Below are 15,722 nucleotides of genomic sequence, written 5' to 3'. Positions count from 1 at the left end.
TAACTCCCTATTGTTAATTGCGGAGATGTTGCGACGCGCAACGCCGAGAGTCAAAGGGGGAAATCCGGCTTGATTCTACCCGTGGCCCGGTGCATCACGACCGCATGCTGATTTACAAAATTTTTCGGGCCGATGAATGGGCCATGCTACAGGCACAAGGTGCATCAGACGGGGCTCCGATAGATGTCTCTGACGGGTTTGTTCATTTCTCGACCGCCAAGCAGGCCGCAGAAACAGCCGCCAAACATTTTGCCGGGGTCGAAGAGCTGACCCTGCTGGCGTGTGACGCTGATGCAATGGGTGACGACCTGAAATGGGAGGTTTCGCGCGGTGGCGCGCTTTTCCCGCATCTTTATCGGCAGATCCGAATGACCGATGTTGTCTGGTCGCGCGCCCTGCCCTTTGATGGAACCGCTCATCAGTTTCCCAAGGATATGGAATGACCAATTTTGTCGATCCGGACCGCGCCCAGTTTGAGGCCTTCAAAGACCTTGATCGGGACCACCCGATCGAGATGTTGAACTTGGTGAAGTTCCGCAACGCCGCTGAGTATCCCACAGGGCACAAACTCGCGGATGCCGGGCTGACCGGCCAGCAGGCTTACGGCAGGTACGGCTCGGAAACCGCGCCGATCATAGCGCGCCTTGGCGCTTCGATCCTATGGCGCGGCGTGTTTCAGACGACACTGATCGGCCCGCAAAACGAAAACTGGGACGCAGTTTTCATCGCCCGCTATCCCACTGCGCACGCGTTTCTGGAAATGGTGACGGACCCGGTTTACCAAATGGCCGTGGTGCACCGCCAAGCCGCCGTCGAAACCTCGCGCCTTATACGATGCGCCCCTACCGGTGGCGGAGAGGCATTCGGATGAAACTGACTGAAAAACTGGGGCTGGCAGCCCTGCACCGCATGGATCCTGAGACAGCCCACGGATTATCGATCAAGGCGCTAAAGGCCGGATTGGCCCCTGCGCCGGGTCCGGTGACGTCCACTCGATTGCGCACCGAAGTGGCGGGATTGGACCTGCCGAATCCCGTTGGTCTTGCCGCAGGATTCGACAAGAATGGTGAGGTTCTTGCGCCCCTGTCCCGCGCAGGGTTCGGGTTTATCGAGGTCGGCGCCGTGACCCCGCGCCCGCAGCCCGGCAACCCGAAACCGCGCCTGTTCCGCCTGACCCAGGACATGGCCGCCATCAACCGGTTCGGATTCAACAACGAAGGCATGGAGGTCATGGCCCGCCGGCTGGCTGACCGTCCAAAGGACGCGGTGATTGGCCTGAACCTGGGTGCCAACAAAGACAGCGACGACCGCCCCGGCGATTTCGCCAAGGTCCTGGCCCATTGCGCCGCGCATCTGGATTTTGCCACAGTCAACGTCTCATCCCCGAATACGGAAAAACTGCGTGACCTGCAGGGCAAGGCGGCCCTGAGTGCACTGCTAAGTGGCGTGATTGAGACACGCAACGCACTGCCCCGCCCCTTGCCAATCTTCCTGAAGATTGCTCCGGATCTGACCGAAGGCGAATTGCAAGACATCGCCGATGTGGCCCGCGAAACCGGCGTGGATGCGGTGATTGCCTCCAACACAACCCTGTCACGCGATGGTCTGCGCAGTGCCCATAAGGGTGAAGCAGGCGGTCTGTCCGGCGCACCGTTATTCCAGAAATCGACCCGCGTTCTGGCACGACTTAGCCAGTTGACCGACGGGCAAATCCCGTTGATTGGCGTTGGCGGGATCGGGACGGCAAAGCAGGCTTACGCCAAGATCTGCGCCGGGGCTTCGGCCGTGCAGTTCTATACGGCCATGGTCTATGGCGGCATTTCACTGGCCGCAGAAATTGCCGAAGGTCTGGATGACCTGCTGGCGCAAGACGGGTTCACTTCGGTCGCAGAGGCCGTTGGCAGCAAAAGAGAGGACTGGCTGTGATTGAATATTGGCATAACCCGCGCTGTTCAAAATCCCGCACAGGTCTGGCGTTGTTGGAAGAAAAAGGTGCGACCGTCAAGGTTCGCAAATATCTGGAGGATGCGCCGTCGGCTGATGAACTGCGCGCGGTGTTGTCCCAATTGGGAATTCCGGCCATCGAGATGATGCGGACAGGCGAAAAGCGGTTCAAGGAACTGGGCCTGTCAAAAACAACGCCCGATGATGACCTGATCCAGGCTATGGCGGAAAACCCCATCCTGATCGAGCGTCCTCTGGCCATTGCCGGCGACAAGGCCGCGATTGGTCGTCCGCCCGAAAACCTGCTGTCGCTGCTTTAAGCGATCTGCGCTTCCAGCTTAGGGTATCGCCATCCCAACGTGACCCCACGCACGATGTTCAGGACCATCAGCGCGGCCCAAAGCCCATGATTACCGAACGTCGGCACCAGCAGGAACAGGGCCACCACATAGATCGCGACGGACTGGATCATCGCCTGCCGCATGGCGCGGGTCCAGGTCGCCCCGATATAGATACCGTCGAACATCCAGCTGGCCACGCCGATCACCGGCGCAAGGGCCGCCCAGAGCAGGAACTCGCGCGCGGCAACCCGTACTTCGGGTGAGGTTGACATCAGATCAATCAGGGATGGTCCGGTCAGAAAAAACACAAGACCCAGGGCAAACGCACCTCCGACGCCCCATTGCGAGGCCATGATCGACGCGCGCCGTACCTGGGCGCGATCACGTGCACCGACCGCGCTGCCCACCAGCGCCTCGGCAGAGAATGCGAAACCGTCCAAGGCAAAAGCCGTGATCTCAAGAAATTGCAGCAACACCTGATTTGCCGCCAGATTGACGTCCCCCAGATCGGAACCAACAAACAAAAAAGTGGTAAACGCACCGGTCAAGAGCACCGAACGTACCATGATATCGCCGTTCACCTGCATCATTCTGCGCAGACGCGCGGGGTCAAATATCCTGGGCCAGTCGCGCCACTGATTTCCAGCGAAAGCGTCGTGGCACAGCCAAAGGCCAAGCGCCAATCCGGTCCATTCGGCGATGAGCGTCGCGATGGCGACACCTTCGACACCCCAGCCAAGACCAAGAACAAACCAGAGATCCAGAACGATGTTCAGGCCGTTCATCCAGATCTGCAAAACGAACACACCCTTGGTGCGCTCGACCGCGATCAGCCAACCCGTCACCGCATACAGAGCAATTGTCGCCGGGGCACCCCAGATACGGATCTCCAGATACGCACGGGTCAGCGACTCGACCTCGGGACTGGCTGGAGACAGGGCGAACGCCCCCCAGAACAACCAAACTTGTGTCAGGATAAAGAACAAACCTGCCGCGCCGCCCAACAATAGCCCGCGCATCAGCAAGGCTCCGGTTTCCGCCGTGTCCCCTGCACCACGTGCCTGGGCAGCAAGACCGGTTGTCCCCATACGCAGGAACCCGAACACCCAGTAGATGGTGGCCAGAATAACGGCACCCATGCCGACCGCACCGATTGGGGCCGCCTGACCCAACTGCCCCACGACACCAGTATCCACCGCCCCCAGAATTGGCACCGTCGCATTGGACAATACGATCGGCGCTGCAATCCGGAGCACCCGCTTATGCGTAATGGGTGCCGAAGCGTCCTGCATAGCGCTCTATTTTCCGTCGGTAGTGGGCTGCGGCATCAGGAAATGCCCCGAAGCCTGTGCAAAGAGCTTCGCGTGATTGTCCTGCCAGGCCTCGACCCGGACAGAGGCATAGCGACGCCCGGCCCGACTGATGAACGCGCGTGCATAGGCATCACGCGGCAGGCCTGACCGCAGATAATCGACGGTGAAATCGACGGTCTTTGGAAAACGTACCGTTTCATAGTCGGCGATATCACTGGCATTCAGTTCCCCGCTTTCGATCTTGGGCAGCAAGAACTCCCAACTCAGCGTGATGACGGCCGTGACTTCTAGAAACGCCGCCGTGACGCCGCCGTGCAATGCGGGCAGTAACGGGTTGCCGATCAGTTTCTGGTCGAAGTTCAACACGCCAGTCAGTTCATCACCGCGGCGATCAAAGCCGATGTCGAGGAACCGGATGTAAGGCACACCATCGACTATAGCATTCAGCGCCGCATCCCGGCGTTGTTTTACGACCTGGACGGGTTCGGGACGAGGTCGCGCCATTACAGACCCTCCACCGTGAATGACCCTGCCGCTGTGGCCACCGGAAGACCTTCGTCTTCGTCCATCGCCGTCGCGCGCACAAAGGCGACGTTCCGAGTGATGTGGTAGCATGTCGCCTGGGTCGTTATCGTCTGTCCCGGTGTTGCCGCCCGCATATAGTCGATCCTCAGGTCAATTGTAGCCGTACCGCCGGGAGCCGACGGATGGCTCATGACGGCGGCACCACAACAGGTATCCAATGCGGCGAAAACAGCACCGCCATGAATCACCCCGGTGCGCGGATCGCCAACAAGCTCTTTGCTGTACGGCATTGTAATACCCGCTTCGCCATTTCCGATTGAGGTCAATTTAAGACCCAACGCCTTTGCATGCGGGATCGCCTCGATGAATTGGCGCGCAATCGCGGCTTTGTCGACCATGTACTTAAATCCGTTCTTTTGATTTATCCCTTTATGAGCCCGTGTCCGCCAAAAGAGCAAGCCCGCCGGTTGCGCTTGCCGCTGACAAAACATAGTCTGCGCCAGAGGAGATCAGGAATGTCCGACAACCGTTTGTCATTCAAAGAGATGTGCGCCGAGTACGATGTGACTCCACGTACCCTGCGCTACTATGAATACATCGAATTGCTGCAACCCGATCGGGAAGGCAGGTCGCGATTTTATGGTCCGCGGGAATGCGCACGCATGACTTTGATCCTGCGCGGCCGCAAATATGGGTTTTCGCTGGAAGATATCCGGCAATGGCTGCTGATTTATGAAAATGAGGGCAACGAGATCCAAATGCGTGCTTTTGTCGACGTCGCCGATAAGCAGATCGTCGAATTGAACCAGCAAAAGCAGCAATTGGACGAGGCAATTGATGCCCTGACCGAGATGCGCGATCAAACGGCCAAATCGCTAAAGTGATTCCGGCGGCGTACCGTCGCGAACCTAAAAAATCGAAAAGACATACGCATACTCCGGGCGTGCTTTAAGGCGCGCCAGGTCGCTCTGTGGGTATTGGCGTCCTCAAATTCCGTTACGTTAAACCTGAAAAAGTCAGAAATCCGCGACTTGACGCACGGGGCAGTTACGTAAACTTATTTTGTGACGCAGCGTTCACATTACGTGAACGTCATCTACGTGTTGTAACGTGCGCATCGACTGCGCAACTGACTTTCATAGACGCCAGTGACGAGAGTGCTGAAACCATGACCGAAGATCTGATGACCATCCGAGAAATGTGCGAGACATATGATGTCACGCCCCGCACGTTGCGGTTTTACGAGGCCAAAGAGCTTTTGTTTCCGATCCGTGAAGGTCAGAAACGGCTGTTCACCAAAAGTGATCGTGCCCGCCTGAAACTCATCCTGCGCGGCAAGCGCTTTGGGTTCAGCCTTGAAGAAATTCGCCAGCTTCTGGACCTTTACCATGTCGGCGACCAACAGATGACGCAGATATCGCGCACCTATGAAATTGCGTGCGAGCGTCTGGAAGACATGGAAGCACGCCGTGAGGAACTGACCCAGGCGATCGACGATCTGAAAGAACAGTTGCGCTGGGGCGAGAAAGTCATCGCCTCGGTCAAACAAGACAAAAAGGCTGCCGAGTAACCCCCTCGCCTGCCTACCACCCGGACATATGAATTAAAGGGAGCTTCACATGCCCGTCTACAACGCGCCAACCAAAGATACGCAGTTCATTCTGCACGATGTTCTGAAAATCTCGGACTCCGACGTTCCGGGGTACAACGAGCTTGAAGCCGAATTCACAGGCGCTGTTCTGGAAGAAGCAGGCAAAGTGGCCACCAATGTTCTGCACCCACTGAACGTGGTTGGGGACACCGAAGGATGCCGGTTGGAAAACGGTATCGTATACACGCCCACCGGGTTCAAAGACGCCTTTGAGCAGATGAAAGAAGGTGGCTGGACTGGCCTCGACATGCCGGAAGAGTATGGCGGTCAGAATATGCCATACGTCCTGGGCACCGCCGTTGGCGAGATGTTCTCGGCTGCGAACCAGGCATTCGTGATGTATCAGGGCCTGACGCACGGCGCGGCGTCAGCGATCCTGGCGCACGGAACCGACGAACAGAAAGACAAATACCTGCCCAATATGGTCAGCTGCGAATGGACCGGCACCATGAACCTGACGGAACCGCATTGCGGCACCGATCTGGGCCTGATGCGCACCAAAGCAGAACCGCAGGGCGATGGCAGCTATAAGATTTCGGGCCAAAAGATATTTATCTCGTCCGGCGATCACGACATGGCTGACAACATCATCCACCTGGTGTTGGCCAAGATCCCCGGCGGCCCCGAAGGCATCAAGGGCGTCTCCCTGTTCATCGTGCCCAAGTTCATCGTCAATGAAGATGGTACGCCGGGCGAGCGTAACGGTGTCTCGGTCGGCAAGATCGAAGAGAAGATGGGTATCCACGGCAACTCGACCTGCGTCATGAATTATGATGAAGCCACCGGCTGGCTGCTGGGCGAAGAGCACAAAGGCATGCGTGCCATGTTCACCATGATGAACGAAGCGCGTCTGGGTGTGGGCATGCAGGGTCTGTCGCAGGCCGAAGCCGCCTACCAGAATGCTGTAGAATACGCCAAAGACCGCCTGCAGGGTCGTGATGTAACTGGTGTAAAGAACCCGGACGGCCCCGCTGATCCGCTGATCGTGCACCCGGACATCCGCCGCAACCTGATGGATCAGAAAAGCTTCACCGAAGGTGCGCGTGCGTTCATTCTTTGGGGCGCGACCATGATCGACAAGGCGCATCGGTCTAACGACAAAGATGCGGACGGGCTGATCTCGCTGCTGACACCGGTCATCAAAGGCTTTTTGACCGATCAGGGCTATGACATGACCGTTCAGGCACAGCAGGTCTATGGCGGTCATGGCTACATCGAAGAATGGGGCATGTCGCAATACACCCGCGACGCACGCATCGCGATGATCTACGAAGGCGCCAACGGCGTTCAGGCGTTGGACCTTGTCGGTCGTAAGCTGGCGCAAGACGGCGGCAAGCACGTCATGGCGTTCTTCGACATGGTCAAGACCTTCTGCAAAGACAACGCTGGTAAAGACGAAGCCTATGACAAGGCCTTCATCGAACCGCTGAAGGCTGCGTCCAAAGACCTGCAGGCCGCTGGCATGTACTTCATGCAGGAAGGCATGAAGAACCCCAACAATGCTCTGTCCGGTTCTTATGACTTCATGCACATGTTCGGCCATGTTTGCCTGGGCTTGATGTGGGCGCAGATGGCCAAAGCCGCGCAAGATGCGCTGGATGGCGGCGCGTCGGACAAGGAGTTCTACGAGACCAAGATCAACACCGGGCGCTTCTACATGGCGCGCCGCCTGCCCGCCACAGGCATGCATCTGGCACGCATCCAGACGGGTGCGGACACAGTGATGGCTCTGGACGCGGCGAACTTCTGATCTCAGTCTGGGTCCGGGCGATATTGCCCGGACCCAGCTTACCGGAGGAACCACATGCCAAAGCGTTTTCGACTAACACGCCGCTTTCCCGTCGCAATGACCGAAGACGGGTATCGCAAGCTCAAAGCGTTCGCGCGTGATGCTGGATTGGACGAAGGAGAGGCGCTGTCGTTTCTGTTCGAGAATTTCAACAGCGTGATCAACGAGGACAACCTGACCCATCGCCTGCGAATCTTCAATTCCGAGTTGGATGACCGCAAGCGTTAAACACTACAGCCACCTTCACTCAGGTGGGCGTGTTTTCAGCAAGACAATGCCCTTTGGCGCACAGCCAAGCGGATCGTCTTTCTCGAAATACGCGAGTTTCGACTTCGCACCGTACGCCTTGGGAGGGGCGATCGCATGACAATCGAACTTCATTGCTTCGGAGAAAGCGGAAACAGCTACAAGGCTGCCTTGGCCCTGGAAATGTCCGGGCTGGACTGGGAGCCGGTTTTTGTAGACTTCTTCAAAGGCGTTACACGTACTCCCGAATACCGCGCCGAAGTCAATGAAATGGGCGAAGCGCCCGTGCTGGTCGATGGCGATTTCCGGACCAGCCAATCGGGCGCCATTCAGGCCTATGTGACCGAGAAAACCGGCAAGTTCGGCGGCAAGAACCGGGATGAGAACTATGACATTCTGCGCTGGGTGCTGTGGGACAATCACAAGCTCAGCTCAATGGCTGGCTTGACCCGTTTCCTGATCAACTTTCTGCCAGAACAGCACCGAAATCCTGATGTAATTGCCTTCAATCAAGGTCGCCTCAAAGCGGCTTATGACGTTCTGAACACTCATCTTGAAGGTCGCGATTGGATTGTTGGTGATGACGTCACGAATGCCGATCTCAGCTGCTGCAGCTATCTGTACTATCCTGAACCATTCGGCTTTGACCGTGCCGACTGGCCCCATATCGACGCCTGGCTGACCCGCTTGTCGGAACAGCCAGGCTGGAAACACCCCTATGACCTGATGCCCGGCAAACCGTCGGATCGAGCTTAAGGAGAGACCCCATGACCGAAGCTTATATTTATGACGCCCTGCGCACCCCGCGCGGTAAGGGCCGCAAGGATGGCAGCCTGCACGAGGTAACCTCGGTACGCCTGTCCGCCCTGACCCTGAATGCGATGAAAGAGCGCAACAATCTGGAAGGCCACGCAGTAGAGGACGTGATCTGGGGCAACGTCACACAGGTGATGGAACAAGGCGGCTGTCTGGCACGTTCGGCTGTTCTGGCCTCGGACCTGGACCAGTCGATCCCCGGTCTGGCGATCAACCGTTTCTGTGCGTCCGGCATGGAAGCTGTGAACCTGGCAGCAAACCAGGTCAAGGGCGGCGCTGGCCAAGCCTACATCGCAGGTGGCGTGGAAATGATGGGACGTGTGGCCATGGGTAGCGACGGCGCGGCGATTGCCGTTGACCCCTCGCTGGCGATGGACACTTATTTCGTGCCGCAGGGAATCTCGGCCGATATCATCGCGACCGAATATGGCTTTAGCCGTGATGACGCCGACGCGTTGGCGATGGAATCGCAGCGCCGCGCAGCGGAAGCATGGGCAGACAACCGTTTTGATAAATCGGTTATCACCATCAAGGATCAGAACGGCCTGACTATTCTGGACCGCGATGAATACATGCGCCCCGGCACTGACATGCAAAGCCTTGGCGGCCTGAACCCGGCCTTCCAGATGATGGGCGAACAGATGCCCGGCTTTGATAAGGTGGCGATGCTGAAATACCCGCATCTGGAAAAGATCAACCACATCCACCACGCAGGCAACAGCTCGGGCATTGTGGATGGTGCTGCGGCGGTTCTCATCGGCAACAAGGAATTCGGCGAGAAATACGGCCTCAAGCCGCGTGCCCGCATCAAAGCGACGGCCAAGATTGGCACCGACCCGACCATCATGCTGACTGGCCCGGTACCGGTGACCGAGAAGATTCTGGCCGACAACGGAATGAAAATCAGCGATCTGGACCTGTTCGAAGTGAACGAAGCCTTTGCCTCAGTCGTTCTGCGGTTCCAGCAGGCGTTTGATGTCGACCCTGGTTTGGTCAACGTCAACGGCGGTTCGATCGCCATGGGCCACCCGCTGGGCGCAACCGGTGCGATGATCATCGGCACTCTGCTGGATGAACTGGAGCGTAAGGACAAAGAAACCGGTCTGGCCACGCTCTGCATTGCATCCGGCATGGGTGCAGCAACGATCATCGAGCGCGTCTGATGCCCAAGCTGGATCTCTCTCAGATCCCGTTTCAGGGTGGCTCGGCCTATCCCGGCAAACTGGCCGAGGCGACCGCAGGTCGTTTCGTCCAGCGTGTGGGCGATGCAGGCGGGCTGTCCCAATACGGAGTCAACATCGTGCGGTTGGAACCGCAAGGCATGTCTTCGCTGCGCCATTACCACATGGAGCAGGACGAATTTGCCATCATGCTCAGCGGCACCTGCGTGCTGATCGATGATGATGGTGAGCATGAGATGCAGCCCGGCGATTGCGCCGCTTGGCCCGCAGGTGAGGCCAACGGCCACCACCTTGTGAACAAAACCGATGCGCCCGCGACCTTTCTGGTGGTGGGCACACGGACCCCGACCGAGACCGGCTATTACAGCGACATAGACATGATGGTGAAGGATGATGAGAACGGATTCTCCTTCACCCGCAAGGATGGCAGCCCGCTGACGGCTGACCAGATTGGAGATGACAATGACTGATTTCACTCTGAGCAAAGACGCAGACGGCGTCGCAATTATTACCTGGGATGTTCCCGGGAAAACCATGAACGTGATGTCCTTTGACGGGCTGGCGCAACTGAGCGATCAGGTCGATCAGGCGCTCGCTGATGACGACGTCAAAGGCATTATCATCACTTCGGGCAAAGAAGGCTCGTTCGCCGGTGGCATGGACCTGAATTTGTTGGCCGTGATGAAAGAGCAAGCAGGCGACAACCCTGCCAAAGGTCTGTTCGAAGGCACGATGGCCATGCACGCGCTGCTGCGCAAGATCGAGTTGGCAGGCATGGACCCCAAGACCAAGAAGGGCGGCAAGCCGATTGCCGCCGTTCTTCCGGGCACCGCTGCGGGCATCGGCATGGAACTGCCGCTGTCCACGCACCGCATCTTTGCGGCTGAAAACCCCAAGGCAAAATACGGCCTGCCCGAGATCATGGTTGGCATCTTCCCCGGCGCGGGTGGCACCACCCGGATGGTCCGCAAAGTTGGCGCGATTGCTGCCGCTCCGCTGCTGTTGGAAGGCAAGATGCTGGACGTCAAGAAAGCCAAAGGCGCGGGATATATCGACGAAATCGCAGTCGATCCGATGGCCGCAGCCAAGGAATGGGTGCTGAACGCCAAGGACGCGGATATCGTCAAACCCTGGGATGCGAAGGGCTATAAGATGCCCGGCGGTGCCCCCTACCACCCTGCCGGTTTCATGAACTTTGTCGGCGCATCGGCGATGGTGAACGGCAAAACCCAAGGCGCCTTCCCTGCGGCAAAGGCTCTGCTGAGTGCAGTTTACGAAGGCGCATTGGTCGATTTCGACACCGCGCTGAAGATCGAAGCGCGCTGGTTTACGTCTGTTTTGATGAACCCGTCTTCGGGCGCAATGATCCGTTCGCTGTTCCTGAATAAAGAAGCGCTGGAAAAAGGTGCCGTTCGCCCCGCAGACGTGCCCGATCAGCGGGTCAAGAAGATCGGCGTTCTGGGCGCAGGCATGATGGGTGCCGGTATCGCGCTGGTCTCAGCTCAGGCCGGTATGGAAGTGGTTCTGATCGACCGTGACCAAGAGGCCGCGGATAAAGGCAAGGCCTACACCGAGAGCTACCTGGACAAGGGTATGAAGCGCGGCAAGGTCACCGCTGAAAAGAAAGAGGCCATGCTGGGTCGCATCACTGCGACGCCGGATCTGGACAACCTCAAGGGCTGCGACCTGATCATCGAAGCCGTGTTTGAAGACGTCGGCGTAAAGGCCGAGATGACCAAGAAGGTCGAGGCGATCATCCCTGAGGATTGCATCTTTGCCTCGAACACCTCGACCCTGCCGATCTCGGATCTGGCCAAGGCGAGCGTGCGCCCGGATCAGTTCATCGGGATTCACTTTTTCTCACCGGTCGAGAAGATGTTCCTGGTCGAGATCATCAAGGGCAAGGAAACCGGTGATCGCGCGGTGGCCAAGGCGCTGGACTATGTGCGCCAGATCCGCAAGACGCCGATTGTCGTCAACGATGCGCGCTTCTTCTACGCAAACCGCTGCATCATCCCCTATATCAACGAAGGTTTGCGCATGATCACCGAGGGCGTCAGCCCTGTGCTGATTGACAACGCCGCGCGTCAGCTGGGCTTCCCCGTTGGGCCGATCCAGCTGAACGATGAAACCTCGATTGATCTGGGCGCCAAGATTGCTCGCGCCACCAAAGCCGCGATGGGCGATGCTTATCCGGAAAACCCGGGCGATGATCTGATCTTCTGGATGGAGGAAGAGGGTCGCCTGGGACGCAAAGCAAACGCGGGCTTCTTTGACTATGACGAAAAGGGCAAGCGCACCGAGTACTGGAAGGGTCTGCAGGAGAAATACCCGCATGCCGAGGACCAGCCTGACCTGATCGAAGTGCAAGAACGTCTGATGTTCGCGCAGGTTCTGGAAGCGGTCCGCGCGCTGGAAGAAGGCGTTCTGGAGGACATCCGCGAAGGCGACGTGGGCGCGATCCTTGGCTGGGGCTTTGCACCTTGGTCGGGTGGTCCGCTCAGCTGGTTGGACATCATTGGCACGCCCTACGCCGCCGAGCGTTGCGACCAGTTGACGGCACAGTATGGCGAACGTTTCGCCTGCCCGCCGCTGCTGCGAGAGATGGCTGAGAAAGGCCAGAGCTTCTATGGTCGCTTTGACCCCGAAGCAAAAGCTGCCTAAAAAAATAGACGCTGGTGCGGGTTACCGCGCCAGCGCCATTCTTTAATCAATAGCTTTAAAAAAATTAGAATATCGGAGCAGGCCGCCCCGGCCGCCCAGGACGTCGCGTGCCCATAACAGGCCGCGCCGGAAATATCGGGTTCTGCATGATCGGAGCCGGTAATGCGCCCAGTGAATTCGCAAGAACAGCAATGTCCCGGCTATGCGCGACCATGTCGATCAGATCTTCAGTGCGCTCGGCATCGACCACCTTGTATGAGGCGTTCGCGGGCCGGCTGTTCGACCCAAAGCGGCCCGCAGGACAAAAGGCGCGCAAGCCACCCTCGATATAGATCACTTCGTCTTGCTCAAAGAACAACGAACAAACCTCAAACAGCAATGATGGCGCGCTGGACGAAAGCCGGAACGTACCGCTGAGAACCCGCGCAGGCACCACGGGCATGCTGATCGGCAGCGTGATCGGACCCTGGCTCAGCTTGGTGTTGTCCAACGCCACGCCCTGCTCTGGCATCAACCAGACCGGATCGCCGTTGTACAAAGTGTTCGACGGCACACGGACAGGTAAGTTTTCCGACCTGGACTCGCTGGCGGCGATTGCTATGCAATCCGTCGCAACCCGCGAGACTTCCTTGAACCCGTTGTCCATCGTGCGGATCAGATCGCCTACTTGCAATCCTTCAACGGGCTGCCAGCCGCGATCCGTCGCGATCTTTGTTCCGTGAACAAAACCACCCCGACGCGCGTTCAGCGAAACCGCAGGGTTGTCCTGCACTTGATGGTTCGGAACGGCCTCATAACTCAAAACACTCTGTACTTTTAACACGTGTCGCACCCACTTCTGACACAAAAACAACTACACATAACGACTAGCACGACTTAACCATGGACGACTTAATTTAGACACATTGCCGCCCAATTTGCGCTCTTAAAGCCGTGAAAAACAACAATTCTTTGAACAACACTGCGCAATTGGTAAAAATTGGCAGGTTTTTGGAAACTATAATTTACACCGGCGGTCATCCGTGTTGCCGAATCTGTCTGAGCCCGTCGGCTGAAATCGCGCCGGTCATGTGACACCCATCGGTATCCGGTCTGAATGATCCCCGCTTGCCCACCCAAAACAAATGGCTGGCCTCAGGATACGGCTAAACCGGTTCTGGCCGGGCAGCCTCGCGCCCTGCACGCCATCCCAACAGGGCACCCGCGATTGCAATCAAACCAATCCCAGCAATCTGCATCGGCCCGATTGCTTGCCCGAAGGCCGCAAAAGCAAAGAGCGGACCAAAGATCATGACCGAGTACTCAAAGACCGCGACATAGGACGGCTCGCCCACCTGATAGGCCTTGATCAACATGAAGACGGCAATCGTGGACCCTACGGCCTGTATTGCGATCCACGGAAATGCAGGTTGCATCTGCCAGACCCAACCCCGCGCGGCGAAACCGTCGGGGCCATCCGGCGCGGCCACCGGAAACAACTCGAGAACCAAAAGACCGATCGCCCCGGCCAACCCCAGCGTGATGATCATCGCAGCCAGCAGCGCGACGGTGCTTTCATCAGAACAATGGCTGCGCGTGATAACCGCACTCAACGCATAGAACAGGCCCCCGGCGACCGGCAACAGGCTGCGGGTATCGAAATCGTAGGGGTCAAGCTGCAGCACGCACAGAATTCCCGCAAACCCCAGCAGGACTGCAACGATACGCCAAGGACCAATCCGTTGTTTCATTGCCAGGGCCGAGATCAACAGGACAAAGATCGGCGACGTGAACAACCCGGCTAGCGCCTGCGCAATTGGCATGACCGCAAGCGACGCGAAATAGAACAACATGGCCAGGGTGATCAGTACGCTGCGCAGAATCACCGGGCCAAATCGTTTCGGGCGCATACTGCCCAGCCCCAATAGCGACAGACCAAAGATCAGCGGCAACATCAGCAACGCACGGCTCAGGTGGAATTGCCACAGGCCAACCGTTTCCGCCAACAGGATCACTACGTTGTCTATCACCCCGATGATCGCCATCGCGCTGATCATCAGCACCGATGCCAGTATCGGTGACGTCTGAGTGTCCGCCTGCATCATTCACCTCGGCATAACAGTGGAGCACGACAGGCCGATCCTTCGCGCGCCGTTGTATCCAGCACATTTACTGCAGACGGCGCAACTGGTTTGCGCCCTTTGAATTTACCATGTTAAGCTGGGGCAAAATAATAACGAGCAAACCTCACCTTGATGACGGCTCTGAAACAGTACCAACGGATCGAAGCCACCGGTCTGTGGCGCCCCTCGCCCGACGTGCAGCGGCGCGAGGTTGTGGTGTCGATTGGCGAAGCAACGCTGACGATTTCTGATTTCAACGATCGGGCATTGACCCATTGGTCATTGGCTGCGCTGGAACGACAGAACCCAGGACTTTATCCCGCAATCTTTAACCCGGACGGCGACCCCGACGAAACGCTGGAGCTGGAGGAAACAGAGACCACGATGATCGCGGCGATCGACCGTTTGCAAAAGGCAATTGATCGGTCGCGCCCGCATCCCGGACGGTTGCGCTGGCTTAGTGTTGCGGGTGTGGTTGCTGCAGTTGCCGCGCTATTGCTGCTTTGGGTTCCGGCCGCACTGCAAAACCACGTCGTCTCTGTTGTCCCCGAGATCAAGCGATACGATATCGGAAATGCGATCCTGCACCGGATTGAACGGGTTTCGGGTGTTTCGTGCACCTCAGAGGATGCACAGGCTGCGTTGGATCAACTGGCAGCCCGAACCGGAGTGCGAGAGGTCGTTATTCTGCCCGCTGGGGTGCAAACAAGCCTCGGCCTGCCTGGTGGCATCATTCTGTTGAACCGGTCATTGGTTGAAGATCACGAGGACCCATCCATCGCCGCCGGTTACATCATCGCCGAACGCGCGCGGGCCGCCGCACAGGATCCCTTGGACGAGGTACTGGACCGAACCGGCCCAACGACGGCGTTTCGCCTGCTAACAACCGGAGAGCTGACGCCCGAGATCGTTGACGCCTATACAGAACAGGTCTTGTCAGAACCGCGCCCAACTTTGTCCGATCAAGCTTTGCTAGAAGTTTTCGCCCAGGCGGCACTGCCTTCAACGCCATATGCCTATGCTGTGGATGTCACGGGGGAAGACACTCTCGGCTTGATCGAGGCTGACCCGATGGCCGGGCGCCCGCTGCCGCAAGTGCTGCCGGACCGCGATTGGGTCCGACTGCAGAATATCTGTGGCGAGTAAGCCG

18 protein-coding genes are annotated in these 15,722 nt (G+C 58.0%); 13 read left to right on the top strand and 5 right to left on the bottom strand.

The genetic code is table 11. The features are described 5' to 3' along the window. The first annotated feature begins 104 nt into the window (after positions 1–104). From AC2FIS_RS18755 to arsC, 4 genes are read left to right on the top strand one after another with little or no spacing between them, the layout of a single operon-like run. Entirely contained in the window at positions 105–443 is a 339-nt protein-coding gene (locus AC2FIS_RS18755) for a DUF952 domain-containing protein (protein ID WP_496774888.1), read from the top strand. After that, positions 440–871, top strand: a complete 432-nt coding sequence (locus tag AC2FIS_RS18750) for a DUF1330 domain-containing protein (RefSeq protein WP_496774887.1) — start codon at positions 440–442, stop codon at positions 869–871. The genes AC2FIS_RS18755 and AC2FIS_RS18750 overlap by 4 nt, the downstream gene beginning before the upstream one ends. Then, positions 868–1,926: a quinone-dependent dihydroorotate dehydrogenase gene (locus tag AC2FIS_RS18745; RefSeq protein WP_496774886.1), complete on the top strand. Its 1,059-nt coding sequence runs from the start codon at positions 868–870 to the stop codon at positions 1,924–1,926. The genes AC2FIS_RS18750 and AC2FIS_RS18745 overlap by 4 nt, the downstream gene beginning before the upstream one ends. Then, complete coding sequence (gene arsC / locus AC2FIS_RS18740) at positions 1,923–2,264, top strand: arsenate reductase (glutaredoxin) (protein WP_282153753.1); 342 nt, start codon at positions 1,923–1,925, stop codon at positions 2,262–2,264. Before AC2FIS_RS18745 ends, arsC begins: the two co-directional genes overlap by 4 nt. Here arsC and AC2FIS_RS18735 read toward each other — a convergent pair. The 3 genes from AC2FIS_RS18735 to AC2FIS_RS18725 are packed head-to-tail and all read right to left on the bottom strand — an operon-like array spanning position 2,261 to position 4,521. Beyond that, positions 2,261–3,577, bottom strand: a complete 1,317-nt coding sequence (locus AC2FIS_RS18735) for an MATE family efflux transporter (RefSeq protein ID WP_496774885.1) — start codon at positions 3,575–3,577, stop codon at positions 2,261–2,263. The genes arsC and AC2FIS_RS18735 overlap by 4 nt on opposite strands. A 6-nt stretch (positions 3,578–3,583) precedes the next feature. Beyond that, positions 3,584–4,102, bottom strand: coding sequence for a PaaI family thioesterase (locus tag AC2FIS_RS18730; RefSeq protein ID WP_496774884.1), 519 nt, complete (start codon positions 4,100–4,102; stop codon positions 3,584–3,586). Further along, positions 4,102–4,521, bottom strand: a complete 420-nt coding sequence (locus tag AC2FIS_RS18725) for a PaaI family thioesterase (RefSeq protein WP_058274208.1) — start codon at positions 4,519–4,521, stop codon at positions 4,102–4,104. Before AC2FIS_RS18725 ends, AC2FIS_RS18730 begins: the two co-directional genes overlap by 1 nt. A 117-nt stretch (positions 4,522–4,638) precedes the next feature. Between AC2FIS_RS18725 and AC2FIS_RS18720 the strand changes: the two genes are divergently transcribed. The 8 genes from AC2FIS_RS18720 to AC2FIS_RS18685 all read left to right on the top strand — a co-directional run bounded on the left by AC2FIS_RS18720 (position 4,639) and on the right by AC2FIS_RS18685 (position 12,470). Continuing rightward, the gene (locus AC2FIS_RS18720) at positions 4,639–5,007 is read left to right on the top strand and encodes a MerR family transcriptional regulator (protein ID WP_113790288.1); all 369 of its coding nucleotides are present in this window, start codon (positions 4,639–4,641) and stop codon (positions 5,005–5,007) included. Positions 5,008–5,291: 284 nt separating this feature from the next. Next, entirely contained in the window at positions 5,292–5,693 is a 402-nt protein-coding gene (locus AC2FIS_RS18715; protein WP_058274210.1) for a MerR family transcriptional regulator, read from the top strand. A 49-nt stretch (positions 5,694–5,742) separates the two neighbouring features. Next, a complete protein-coding gene (locus AC2FIS_RS18710) occupies positions 5,743–7,524 on the top strand; it encodes an acyl-CoA dehydrogenase C-terminal domain-containing protein (protein ID WP_496774883.1) in 1,782 nt (593 codons plus the stop codon). Between the two features lie 54 nt (positions 7,525–7,578). Then, complete coding sequence (locus AC2FIS_RS18705) at positions 7,579–7,791, top strand: hypothetical protein (RefSeq protein WP_058274212.1); 213 nt, start codon at positions 7,579–7,581, stop codon at positions 7,789–7,791. 135 nt (positions 7,792–7,926) lie between these two features. Next, positions 7,927–8,565, top strand: a complete 639-nt coding sequence (locus AC2FIS_RS18700) for a glutathione S-transferase family protein (RefSeq protein ID WP_496774882.1) — start codon at positions 7,927–7,929, stop codon at positions 8,563–8,565. 11 nt (positions 8,566–8,576) lie between these two features. Further along, positions 8,577–9,788, top strand: a complete 1,212-nt coding sequence (locus AC2FIS_RS18695; protein ID WP_496774881.1) for an acetyl-CoA C-acetyltransferase — start codon at positions 8,577–8,579, stop codon at positions 9,786–9,788. Continuing rightward, on the top strand, positions 9,788–10,276 hold the full coding sequence (locus AC2FIS_RS18690; RefSeq protein WP_496774880.1) for a cupin domain-containing protein: 489 nt from the start codon (positions 9,788–9,790) through the stop codon (positions 10,274–10,276). The genes AC2FIS_RS18695 and AC2FIS_RS18690 overlap by 1 nt, the downstream gene beginning before the upstream one ends. Beyond that, positions 10,269–12,470, top strand: a complete 2,202-nt coding sequence (locus tag AC2FIS_RS18685) for a 3-hydroxyacyl-CoA dehydrogenase NAD-binding domain-containing protein (RefSeq protein WP_496774879.1) — start codon at positions 10,269–10,271, stop codon at positions 12,468–12,470. Before AC2FIS_RS18690 ends, AC2FIS_RS18685 begins: the two co-directional genes overlap by 8 nt. Positions 12,471–12,534: 64 nt before the next feature. On the opposite strand, the gene AC2FIS_RS18680 is transcribed toward AC2FIS_RS18685, so the two are convergent. Then, the gene (locus tag AC2FIS_RS18680; protein ID WP_496774878.1) at positions 12,535–13,293 is read right to left on the bottom strand and encodes a Hint domain-containing protein; all 759 of its coding nucleotides are present in this window, start codon (positions 13,291–13,293) and stop codon (positions 12,535–12,537) included. A 322-nt stretch (positions 13,294–13,615) separates the two neighbouring features. Then, entirely contained in the window at positions 13,616–14,551 is a 936-nt protein-coding gene (locus AC2FIS_RS18675; protein WP_496774877.1) for a DMT family transporter, read from the bottom strand. Positions 14,552–14,704: 153 nt separating this feature from the next. Here AC2FIS_RS18675 and AC2FIS_RS18670 point away from each other — a divergent pair, with 153 nt between their 5' ends. Next, entirely contained in the window at positions 14,705–15,718 is a 1,014-nt protein-coding gene (locus tag AC2FIS_RS18670; protein ID WP_496774876.1) for a hypothetical protein, read from the top strand. Positions 15,719–15,722 lie beyond the last annotated feature (4 nt).

The sequence above is a fragment of the Ruegeria sp. CDSB113 genome, from assembly GCF_059611045.1.
Note: the sequence above shows the minus strand (reverse complement) of the source record. Positions and strands in the feature narration are given on the sequence as shown.

Coding starts and splice junctions, on each gene's coding strand:
- AC2FIS_RS18745 (WP_496774886.1), top strand. CDS start 868: ATGAAACTGACTGAAAAACTGGGGCTGGCAGCCCTGCACCGCATGGAT.
- AC2FIS_RS18750 (WP_496774887.1), top strand. CDS start 440: ATGACCAATTTTGTCGATCCGGACCGCGCCCAGTTTGAGGCCTTCAAA.
- AC2FIS_RS18720 (WP_113790288.1), top strand. CDS start 4,639: ATGTCCGACAACCGTTTGTCATTCAAAGAGATGTGCGCCGAGTACGAT.
- AC2FIS_RS18675 (WP_496774877.1), bottom strand. CDS start 14,551: ATGCAGGCGGACACTCAGACGTCACCGATACTGGCATCGGTGCTGATG.
- AC2FIS_RS18755 (WP_496774888.1), top strand. CDS start 105: ATGCTGATTTACAAAATTTTTCGGGCCGATGAATGGGCCATGCTACAG.
- AC2FIS_RS18695 (WP_496774881.1), top strand. CDS start 8,577: ATGACCGAAGCTTATATTTATGACGCCCTGCGCACCCCGCGCGGTAAG.
- AC2FIS_RS18735 (WP_496774885.1), bottom strand. CDS start 3,577: ATGCAGGACGCTTCGGCACCCATTACGCATAAGCGGGTGCTCCGGATT.
- AC2FIS_RS18715 (WP_058274210.1), top strand. CDS start 5,292: ATGACCGAAGATCTGATGACCATCCGAGAAATGTGCGAGACATATGAT.
- AC2FIS_RS18705 (WP_058274212.1), top strand. CDS start 7,579: ATGCCAAAGCGTTTTCGACTAACACGCCGCTTTCCCGTCGCAATGACC.
- AC2FIS_RS18710 (WP_496774883.1), top strand. CDS start 5,743: ATGCCCGTCTACAACGCGCCAACCAAAGATACGCAGTTCATTCTGCAC.
- AC2FIS_RS18685 (WP_496774879.1), top strand. CDS start 10,269: ATGACTGATTTCACTCTGAGCAAAGACGCAGACGGCGTCGCAATTATT.
- AC2FIS_RS18700 (WP_496774882.1), top strand. CDS start 7,927: ATGACAATCGAACTTCATTGCTTCGGAGAAAGCGGAAACAGCTACAAG.
- AC2FIS_RS18670 (WP_496774876.1), top strand. CDS start 14,705: ATGACGGCTCTGAAACAGTACCAACGGATCGAAGCCACCGGTCTGTGG.
- AC2FIS_RS18690 (WP_496774880.1), top strand. CDS start 9,788: ATGCCCAAGCTGGATCTCTCTCAGATCCCGTTTCAGGGTGGCTCGGCC.
- AC2FIS_RS18730 (WP_496774884.1), bottom strand. CDS start 4,102: ATGGCGCGACCTCGTCCCGAACCCGTCCAGGTCGTAAAACAACGCCGG.
- AC2FIS_RS18725 (WP_058274208.1), bottom strand. CDS start 4,521: ATGGTCGACAAAGCCGCGATTGCGCGCCAATTCATCGAGGCGATCCCG.